The 9045-nt window shown below is 66.2% G+C and carries 9 protein-coding genes and 1 tRNA gene; 3 read left to right on the top strand and 7 right to left on the bottom strand.

Translation table 11 applies throughout. The annotated features are described in order from the left end of the window. Positions 1-175 precede the first annotated feature (175 nt). Positions 176-1153, bottom strand: a complete 978-nt coding sequence (locus ACYPYD_RS18165) for an N-formylglutamate amidohydrolase (protein ID WP_459664638.1) — start codon at positions 1151-1153, stop codon at positions 176-178. A gap of 159 nt (positions 1154-1312) precedes the next feature. Here ACYPYD_RS18165 and cpdR point away from each other — a divergent pair, with 159 nt between their 5' ends. Next, positions 1313-1687 carry a cell cycle two-component system response regulator CpdR gene (gene cpdR, locus ACYPYD_RS18160; protein ID WP_008829749.1) on the top strand — a complete coding sequence of 125 codons (375 nt, stop codon included), beginning with the start codon at positions 1313-1315 and terminating at the stop codon, positions 1685-1687. 132 nt (positions 1688-1819) lie between these two features. After that, positions 1820-1894, top strand: a tRNA-Val gene (locus ACYPYD_RS18155). Between the two features lie 57 nt (positions 1895-1951). Here the strand turns inward: ACYPYD_RS18155 and ACYPYD_RS18150 are convergent. From ACYPYD_RS18150 to ACYPYD_RS18125, 6 genes are all read right to left on the bottom strand, one after another. Beyond that, positions 1952-3235, bottom strand: coding sequence for a type III PLP-dependent enzyme domain-containing protein (locus tag ACYPYD_RS18150; RefSeq protein WP_459664635.1), 1284 nt, complete (start codon positions 3233-3235; stop codon positions 1952-1954). Beyond that, the gene (locus ACYPYD_RS18145; protein WP_008829747.1) at positions 3232-3468 is read right to left on the bottom strand and encodes an acyl carrier protein; all 237 of its coding nucleotides are present in this window, start codon (positions 3466-3468) and stop codon (positions 3232-3234) included. The genes ACYPYD_RS18150 and ACYPYD_RS18145 overlap by 4 nt, the downstream gene beginning before the upstream one ends. Before the next feature lie 11 nt (positions 3469-3479). Continuing rightward, positions 3480-5045, bottom strand: a complete 1566-nt coding sequence (locus ACYPYD_RS18140; RefSeq protein WP_459664632.1) for an AMP-binding protein — start codon at positions 5043-5045, stop codon at positions 3480-3482. Next, positions 5042-5596 carry a serine O-acetyltransferase gene (locus ACYPYD_RS18135; protein WP_459664630.1) on the bottom strand — a complete coding sequence of 185 codons (555 nt, stop codon included), beginning with the start codon at positions 5594-5596 and terminating at the stop codon, positions 5042-5044. Before ACYPYD_RS18135 ends, ACYPYD_RS18140 begins: the two co-directional genes overlap by 4 nt. Beyond that, positions 5589-6623, bottom strand: coding sequence for a glycosyltransferase family 61 protein (locus tag ACYPYD_RS18130; RefSeq protein WP_036524074.1), 1035 nt, complete (start codon positions 6621-6623; stop codon positions 5589-5591). Before ACYPYD_RS18130 ends, ACYPYD_RS18135 begins: the two co-directional genes overlap by 8 nt. Positions 6624-6856: 233 nt before the next feature. Continuing rightward, a complete protein-coding gene (locus ACYPYD_RS18125; RefSeq protein WP_459664627.1) occupies positions 6857-7618 on the bottom strand; it encodes a crotonase/enoyl-CoA hydratase family protein in 762 nt (253 codons plus the stop codon). A 156-nt stretch (positions 7619-7774) separates the two neighbouring features. Between ACYPYD_RS18125 and ACYPYD_RS18120 the strand changes: the two genes are divergently transcribed. Then, positions 7775-8998 (top strand): NADP-dependent isocitrate dehydrogenase, encoded by a 1224-nt coding sequence (locus ACYPYD_RS18120; protein ID WP_008829742.1) that lies wholly within the window; start codon positions 7775-7777, stop codon positions 8996-8998. Positions 8999-9045: the final 47 nt, after the last annotated feature.

The raw sequence follows: 9045 nt of genomic DNA, 5'->3' as shown, positions 1-9045 counted from the left end.
CATTGTGCACCTCCTCCCTGAACCTTGGCCACCTCGTGCATCGCACGAGGTGGTTTTTTAATGCCCTCAGGGAATTACTCGCTGACTAAAGTGTGATCGACTCTAGCGTTATAATCGATGGCTGCCCGACTTCGCGGGTATGGCGAACGGTGTTTCAGTCAAACGAAATCACGCTCTACTCCGCCGCCAGCGACCAGTCCTGCGCGCCCGCGTCACGCCCAAGTTCCGCAACGACGCTGCCCAGACGGCGCACCAGCCCCGCCAGATCCTCGATCATCCCCCCCATCTGCTCGGACGGTTCGACCAGCGCCGAATCGAGATAGCGGCTGCGATCCACCTCGATCTGCAGCGCGTGAATGCCGCCGCGCGGATCGCCATGCCGTTCCAGCACATAACCACCGGCGTAAGGACGATTGTGCGCCGCCTCGCGCCCGAGCTGGGCAAAATGGGCGAAGGCGGAAGCGACGACGCTGCCATGGCTGCTCGCCCCGAAGCGGTCGCCGATCACGACTTGCGCGCTGGCGACGCCGGGCCGCGACGGCAGCGGCGGCATCGAGTGCAGATCGATCAGCAGCGCCGCCCCCCACCGCTCGCGCAGCGTCGACAGCGCCTTGGCGATCGCTGCGTGGTAGGGTTCGTGCACTCCGGCGAGCCGCTCGGCAAGATCGGCCGCTCCCAGCCGCCGCCGCCACAGATCGCCCTGCACGGGGAGGCGCCGGGGAATGAGGCCCAGCCCACCCCGAACACGCCGACTTGCCGTGGGAACACCCTCCGATGGCCGAGCCTCGCGCTGGAACATCTCCCAGTCGATGTCGTCCGGCGCACGGTTGAGGTCGATCATCGCGCGCGGTGCGTTGGCCACGATCAGGCTCGCGCCCGTGGCCTCGGCAATGCCGCGCGCCATGAGGTCGACATAACGGTCCTCGAGCTTGAGCGCCGCCGTCGGACCATGGCGAAAATCGGCGAGAAGTGCCCGGGGATAATGACGCCCGCCATGCGGCGCCGCGATCAGGACCGGGATCGCGGAAGGGTTGACCTCGGCGAGAAAGAACGCCGGAACACCGGGAGCGCCGGGAATTCGGCCGCCGCCCGTACCCTGGCCCACACCTTGCCACCCGGCTTGCGAATCGTTCTCACCCAATGCCCCGCTCATCCCTTCAAGCTGTGCGTTTCATACCGTCCTGTCAAAGCGTCCCGATACCGGTCACCTCCGAATAGGGACAAGAAATATAAACGCTTACCCTGTATGCCTACGGACAGACGCACGGCGAAGCCGATGCCAGAACACAACGCACAAGACTGGACACCTGCGATGATCCGCATCCTCCTCGCCGAAGACGACGACGCAATGCGCACCTACCTGGCCCGCGCGCTGCAGAACGCGGGCTACAGCGTGGTCGCGGTCGATCGCGGGACCGAGGCGATCCCCCATCTGAAGAACGACGATTTCGACCTGTTGCTGTCGGATATCGTCATGCCCGAAATGGACGGGATCGAGCTTGCGCAAAGGTGCGCCGAGATTTCGCCCTCGACCAAGGTGATGTTCATCACCGGATTCGCCGCCGTGACCCTGCGTGCCAGCCGCGAGGCGCCCCAGGCCAAGGTGCTCTCGAAGCCCTTCCACCTGCGCGATATCGTGATGGAAGTGCAGCGCGTCTTCGGCCTTGCCGAGCACGCCACGCTCTGAGCGAAATTTTTTCTCACAAGGCCCTTGCCAGCCAAAAGAAGCGCAGCTAGAGGGCCAGTCCTCCGGCGGGGACACTCACCGGAGCGCTCTAATGGAGACCTACGGTTCGCCGCAGGAAACCATGAATGGAATGGGCGTATAGCTCAGTGGTAGAGCACTATGTTGACATCGTAGGGGTCGCAAGTTCAATCCTTGCTACGCCCACCATTCCAGAAACCCCGCCGGTCTTGCGACCAGGCGGGGTTTTTCTTTAGCCGCGAATCTTCAGGCCGTAGCGAGAGCGTCCTGCCCTTCGGGAGACGGCACGCCCGGCCACGCCGTCGTCGTCTCGAAGAAGCGCGAGACGTCGTGCAGCGCCCCATCGACCACCATCAGTTCCGCCGGAGGCGCATGGCCGATGAAGTGGATGGGGCTGGCCGTCAGGCCATAGGCACCGCTGTTGTGGACCGCGATCACGTCGCCTTCGCTCAGCGTCGGCAGCACCACCCCGCCCGCCAGCCGGTCGATCGAGGTGCACAGCGGCCCGGTCACGTCGTAGGTGCCCGTCTCCGCTCCGCCGCCGACACGGTGCATCTTGTAGTTGCGGCGAATCACCATGCCGAAATGCCCGGAGGCAGGCAGGTGGTTGTTCATGCCGCCGTCGCAGATCGCGATGGACACGCCCCGCGACTGCTTGAGCGAAACCACCCGTACGAGGAAATAGCCCGCCTCGGCCACGAGATAGCGGCCCAGTTCCAGCTTTAGCCGGGTGTGGGCGAAGCGCGGGTCCGCGCGGAAGCTCGCAATGTCGGGCAGGATCGCGGAGGCCACGGCCTCCAGCGGCAGCGGCGTGTCTCCCTCGTGGTACGCCACGCCCAGCCCCGAGCCGAGGACGAGGCTATCGGGTGCGAGGTCCACAGCCTCGCACAAGTCGGCGAAGATCGAGAGGAAGCCCCGGTAGTTCTCGACGATGGCGTCGGGCTTCAGGCACTGGGTGCCGGAATAGATGTGCAGCCCGGCAAGGCGCAGGCCTGGCATTGCGACGATCTGCTCCAGCGCCTCGCGGGCATCGGGCAGGTCAATGCCGAACGGGCTCGGGCGCCCGGCCATCTGGTCGCCGAAGCCGCGCGGGACGGAATCGGGCGCGATCCGCAGCAGCACCCGCTGGACACGGCCTGCGGCGCGGGCAACCTCGTCCGCAATTCCAGCTTCGCGCAAGGATTCGAGCACCAGCAGGCCGACCCCGCCGAGGACTGCCTCGCGAATCTCGAATTCGCGCTTGCCGGGGCCGGTGAAGCTCACGAGTGCCGGGTCCCACCCGGCCTGCAGCGCCAGCCGGAATTCGCCGATGGACGAGACGTCAAGCAGGTCGACCCGCCCGACCATCCATTTCAGCAGTGCCGGGTTGGGGTTGCACTTGACCGCGAAGCTGAGCGCCAGCTGGTCGTCGAGGGCATGGCGGAGCGCGGCGATCCTCTCGGCGATGGCCTCGGTGAAGTACACAAAGGACGGGGTGCCGAACTGCTCGGCCGCCGCCGCCAGCCAGGTGTCGCGATCCGCCGCGTTCATACCCGTTCGCCGGCGAAGCGGGTGATGCGCGCGGGCGTGTCGAAGTTCTCCAGCGTCACCTCGTCGGCGCGAATCTCGATCCCGGCCTCCTGCTCGACGAAGGCTATGAGGGAGATCATCGCGATCGAATCGAGCATGCCGGACGAGAACAGGCAGGTGTCGGGATCGACGACCCCGTCGTAGCCGGAGATCGCCTGAAGGTTCTGGATGATCCTGTCGGTGGTGAGGGCCATGTGCATTACTCCTAGATCGAAAGTTGCGGTCGGTCGGCCGAGGGCGTGCTCAGGCGCACCACCTCCGGCCGGGCCAGTTTGCCGCTGGCGGTGCGCGGCATCGGCGCGCTCCAGACATGGATCGCGCGCGGCACCATGTAGGCAGGCATGACCTTGCGGCAGTAGGCCAGCAGCCCCTCGCGCGTGGCGCCGGGGGCGAGCGTGGCGGCGACCTGGACGCTCTGGCCGAGCAGGTCGTCGGCGACACCGAAGACGACCACGTCGGCGGCCATGCCGCTGCGGTGGACGATGTCCTCGACCTCGTCGGGGCTGATGCGGAAGCCGCTGCTCTTGATCAGGGCATCGCGGCGCGAGACGAACCACAAGTCGCCGTCCTCGTCGATGCGCACGATGTCGCCGCTGTAGACCACCGGCTCCTCGCCGATCAGCGCGGCGAGTTCGGGACAGGGCCTGATCTTCTCGGCCGTGGCGTCCGGGCGGTTCCAGTAGCCCTGGCTGACGAAGGCGCCGCGGTGGACGAGTTCGCCCTGCTCTCCCGGTCCGGCGATGCCGATGCCTTCACGGATGACGTAGACTTCGTTCTCCGGCACCGCGCGGCCGATCGCGCCCATCTTGGCGGCGAACTTCTCGGGAGGCAGGTAGGTGGAGCGGAACGCCTCCGTGAGACCGTACATGAGATAGATGCGCGTATCCGGCAGCAGCGCAGGCATCCGCTCGAGGATGTTCAGCGGGATCTTGCCGCCCGAATTGGTGACGAGCCGCAGCGAAGGCAGCACCTCGCCCGAGGCGTCGAGCAGGCGGATGAACTGGATCCAGAGCGGAGGCACCGCCGCGAAGCCGGTCACTCGCTGCTCGCGGATGACGCGCACGATCTCGGTCGCCATCGCGACGGGCTGGTGGACCACCGTGCCGCCGACGAGCATCATGGTAGTGAGCTGGTTGAAGCCGTAGTCGAAGCTGTAGGGCAGCACGCTGAGCAGCCTGTCATCGCCCCGCAGTTCGAGATAGGCGGTGACCGAACGCGCGCCGCTGACGATGTTCGCGTGCGTGAGCATCACCCCCTTGGGCCGCCCGGTCGAGCCGGACGTGTAGATGATCGCCGCAAGGTCGCCGTCATCGCGCGAGATCGGCACTTCGGGCTCGGCTGCGGGCAGATCGTCCCAGAGTTGCATGCCTGCGGCGGGCGCCCCGTCCGCGACCAGCACCGCCAGCGCATGGCCTCCGGGCAGCGCGGCCGCCGCTCCGCCTTCGAGGATCGCCCCGCGCGCGCCGCTGTCCTCGATGACGTAGTGGAGTTGCTCGCCGGTCCAGACGGTGTTGACGTTGACGAAAACGCAGCCGATCCGGCTCACCGCCAGCATCGCCGCCACCTCGCGCATGCCCTTGCGAACCTGCACGACCACGCGGTCGCCGGGCTGCAGATCGCTCGCCGCGAGGAAGGCGCAGACGCGCTCCACTTCGGCGGCGACCTCGGCGTAAGTCCAGCTACGGTCGGGATCGACGAGAAACGTCTTGGCCGCGTGTTCGGGCAGGTTGTGCGCGAACAGATCGAAGACGGTGCGGACGGCGCGGCTCACAGGAGCGGCCCCAGGCGAGGGTAGATCCGCGCGGGCGAGCCGACGCAGACTGAGTCCGAAGGCACGTCGGTCGACACAGCCGTGTTGGCGCCGATGCGCACCCGGTCCCCGATCCGGATGTTGCCCAGCACCGTCGAATTCGTACCGATGAAGACGTCGTCGCCGATCGTCGGCACACCGCGCTTCATGTTGGTGCCGATGGTGACGTTGTGCATCACCCCCAGCCGGTCGCCGATGATCGCCTCGGGGTGGATCGAGAGCGACCCCTCGTTGTTGACGATATGGAATGCGTCGCCGATCGTGACCTGCGGCGGAATCCAGATCTTGGTGATGTTGGCCACGAACAGGTTCATGAAGCCATAGACTTTCGAGGCCAGCTTGCGGCCCAAAGCGCTGCGCCGCTGCAGCCCCCATCGGCCGAAGCGATAGACGCACAGCGAGATAAACGCCCCGTTGGTGACCGAACTGCCGTGCCGCCGATAATCCTCGCGCATCGTCTGCCAGGCCGAGGGACGCCGCGCGCGCTCGCTGTGCGCGGCGGTGTCAGGCAAGATCGAGCGTTCTATCGATTTCGTCGGTATCCGCGTAAAAAACATCGTCGCCTCCCGTACCCACTACCACCGAATAGTCCTGACCCTGCCGGTCGGTCAGCAACTTGAGCGCCACCACCGCTCGCGAAGGAGGCTGGATCACCAGCGCCCGTGCCTTGGCCGGCATCATCACCAGCCCATGAACAAGATGACTTCCCTCGACCCCCGCGACCACCTGTGCGCCCGCGCAGGCATCGACGATCTCCTCCAGCGTCGCGTTCGAAGGGTCGAGCACGCGAAAGCCGTGCCGCGCCGCCAGATGCTCCGCAACCTGCCGCTCGTTGCCGAGCACCCGCCGGTCGCCGGTCGTGCCACGCAGGAGGAAGACCCCGCGATGCCCGCTCCGATCGTGACCGACGAGCCGCCGCCGCAGATCGTCCGCCCGGCGCCGCTTGTGATCGTTGTGCGGCACGTCGTCGAACACCACGAGTTCGTCGAACAGCACCGCCCCTGCCCGCGTCGCCGCCATGCCGAGCCTGCGCTCGTAATCGGGCTGGTGCCCCTTCGCGGGCAACGTCGCCATCGGCACGCCTGCGCCTTCGGCCAAGCGGTAGGTCAGGCAGTCGTCGCTCAGCCAGTTACCGAACCACCGATTGCCGACCCAGCTTTCGTAGAAGGCCGATCGCCCTGCCACGCGCCGCACCATGCCCAGCGGCCGGCGACCCGCGCGCGGCCTCAGGTGGCGCGTCGCCGCACCGGCGTAGAGCACGCCGTCCAGCACCAGCGCCTTGCGGAAGGCGTAACCCATCGTCGGGTTCTGCGGCACGTCGAAGCCGCCGCGAAAGTCGCGGACAACCTCGGCCACCGTGGCGAATTCGGCCCCCCGGATGCGCTCGATCTGGTTGGAGAGCATCAGCGCCGGCTTCACGTAGACCGCGCCGCCCGGTGCGACCTCCCACCGATCGCTGGCGCGCACCACGATGTCGTCGGGCTTGCGGCCGAAGAGGCGCGACAATCCCTGCAGGGTCGGACGAATGGAGGGGCGCATGATCACCGACCTTCCGGCTTCAACGGCAACCCATGCGCAATTCGCGGATCATAGCATTGAAACGGCGTGCATCGATCACTGTCGGGTCCTGTTCAATATTTGCGATATTCTCCCGCAAATACTTCCACACGACCCGCCCTCTGCGTATCCGAGGCGACCGGAACGGAGTATCCCTTAGGCAAAGGCCCTAGTAGAATTGCCCAGCCGCCGACGATGAGACCGGCGCACCGCGCTTATCGGCCTTTCCAGACCGGTGTGCGCTTCTCCGCGAAGGCACGCGCGCCCTCCCTCGCGTCCTCGGACGTGAAGACATGCTCCACATAAGGCGTCTGGTGTTCGTTGATCCGATCAATCGGCCACAGCCATGAATCGCGCACGATCCCCTTGGATGCCGCCAGCGCAAGCGGACCGTTCGCCGCGATCGCCCGCGCCAGTTCACGCGCGACCTCGATCGCCGGGCCATCGGTAACGCGGTTGATGAGGCCCAGTTCGAGCGCCCTCTCGGCTCCGATCGGCTCGCCGGTCAGTGCCAGTTCCATCGCCAGGGCGCGGGGCAACAGGCGCGGGAGTTGCACCAGACCGCCTCCCGCCGCGACCAGCCCACGCTTGACCTCGGGAATGCCGAAGCGTGCATTTTTGTTCGCGACGATGAGATCGCACGCAAGTGCGAGTTCGAAGCCGCCTGCCAGCGCCGGCCCATCGACCGCCGCGATGATCGGCTTGCCGGGCGTCCACGTGCAGATGCCACCGAAGCCGCCGCGCTCGTCCACCGGCAGCTCGCCGTTCAGAAAACCCTTGAGGTCCATGCCTGCGCAGAAGCTGCCGCCCGCGCCCGTCAGGATCGCGCAGCGCAGGTGATCCGCCGATTCGAGCCGGTCCATCGCCGCCGCGATTCCCGCCGCCGCCACCTTTGTCATCGCATTGCGCTGCTCGGGCCGGTTGATGGTGACCTCCAGCACGCCATCGCCCTCGGCCAGCAACACTTCCTCGCTCATCCTGCCCTCCTCTCCTGCACTTAGTGACAGGCACGGGGACGAACCCGGCCTGCAAAGCCGCTGTCGGTGCTGTCACACCCCAGTCTCGGCCTTGCCATGGGGCGCAGCCGTGCCTAGAGACTGCCGCAATTCTCACCCCAGGGGAGTCCCTTTAGAATGGCAAAGATCAAGGTTGTGAACCCCGTCGTCGAAATGGACGGCGATGAAATGACCCGCATCATCTGGCAGTGGATCCGCGAGCGTCTGATCCTCCCCTACCTCGACATCGACCTCAAGTACTATGACCTCTCGGTCGAGAAGCGCGACGAGACCGGTGACCAGATCACCATCGACGCCGCCAACGCGACCAAGGAATTCGGCGTCGCCGTCAAGTGCGCCACCATCACCCCCGACGAAGCCCGCGTCGAGGAATTCAGCCTCAAGAAGATGTGGAAGTCGCCCAACGGCACCATCCGCAACATCCTCGGCGGCGTCGTCTTCCGCGAGCCCATCGTGATCTCGAACGTGCCCCGCCTGGTTCCGGGCTGGACCGACCCGATCGTCGTCGGCCGTCACGCTTTCGGCGACCAGTACAAGGCCACCGACACCCTGATCCCCGGCGCCGGCAAGCTGCGCCTGGTGTGGGACGGCGAGAACGGCGACAAGATCGACCTCGACGTGTTCGACTTCCCGGCTCCGGGCGTCGCGATGGCGATGTACAACCTCGACGAATCGATCCGCGACTTCGCGCGCGCCTCGTTCAACTACGGCCTCAACCTGGGCTGGCCGGTCTACCTGTCGACCAAGAACACGATCCTCAAGGCTTATGACGGCCGCTTCAAGGATCTGTTCCAGGAAGTGTTCGACAAGGAAGGCTTCGCCGAGAAGTTCGCCGCCGCCGGCATCATCTACGAGCACCGCCTGATCGACGACATGGTCGCCTCGGCGCTCAAGTGGTCGGGCAAGTTCGTCTGGGCTTGCAAGAACTACGACGGCGACGTCCAGTCGGACACCGTCGCGCAGGGCTTCGGCTCGCTGGGCCTGATGACCTCGGTTCTGCTCTCGCCCGACGGCAAGACCGTTGAGGCCGAAGCGGCGCACGGCACCGTGACCCGTCACTACCGCCAGCACCAGCAGGGCAAGGCGACCTCGACGAACCCGATCGCGTCGATCTTCGCCTGGACCCGCGGCCTTGCCTATCGCGGCAAGTTCGACGGTACGCCGGACGTCGTGAAGTTCGCCGAGACCGTCGAGCGCATCTGCATCGAGACTGTCGAATCGGGCAAGATGACCAAGGACCTCGCGCTGCTGATCGGTCCGGACCAGAGCTGGATGACCACCGAGCAGTTCTTCGAGGCTATCGTCGAGAACCTCGAGACCGAAATGGCCACCTGGGCCTGATCCTTCGGTCGGCTGAATGAAAAGGCCCGCCCCCTCAGACGAGGGGG

This window comes from Novosphingobium sp. 11B, assembly GCF_054589055.1.
The sequence above is the reverse complement of the archived record's forward strand: the minus strand, read 5'-3'. Positions and strand labels throughout refer to the sequence as shown.

What these genes read in the sequence shown, in the direction of transcription:
- ACYPYD_RS18165 (WP_459664638.1), bottom strand. Translation starts at nt 1,153, where the DNA reads ATGAGCGGGGCATTGGGTGAGAACGATTCGCAAGCCGGGTGGCAAGGT.
- cpdR (WP_008829749.1), top strand. Translation starts at nt 1,313, where the DNA reads ATGATCCGCATCCTCCTCGCCGAAGACGACGACGCAATGCGCACCTAC.
- ACYPYD_RS18150 (WP_459664635.1), bottom strand. Translation starts at nt 3,235, where the DNA reads ATGAACGCGGCGGATCGCGACACCTGGCTGGCGGCGGCGGCCGAGCAG.
- ACYPYD_RS18145 (WP_008829747.1), bottom strand. Translation starts at nt 3,468, where the DNA reads ATGGCCCTCACCACCGACAGGATCATCCAGAACCTTCAGGCGATCTCC.
- ACYPYD_RS18130 (WP_036524074.1), bottom strand. Translation starts at nt 6,623, where the DNA reads ATGCGCCCCTCCATTCGTCCGACCCTGCAGGGATTGTCGCGCCTCTTC.
- ACYPYD_RS18125 (WP_459664627.1), bottom strand. Translation starts at nt 7,618, where the DNA reads ATGAGCGAGGAAGTGTTGCTGGCCGAGGGCGATGGCGTGCTGGAGGTC.
- ACYPYD_RS18120 (WP_008829742.1), top strand. Translation starts at nt 7,775, where the DNA reads ATGGCAAAGATCAAGGTTGTGAACCCCGTCGTCGAAATGGACGGCGAT.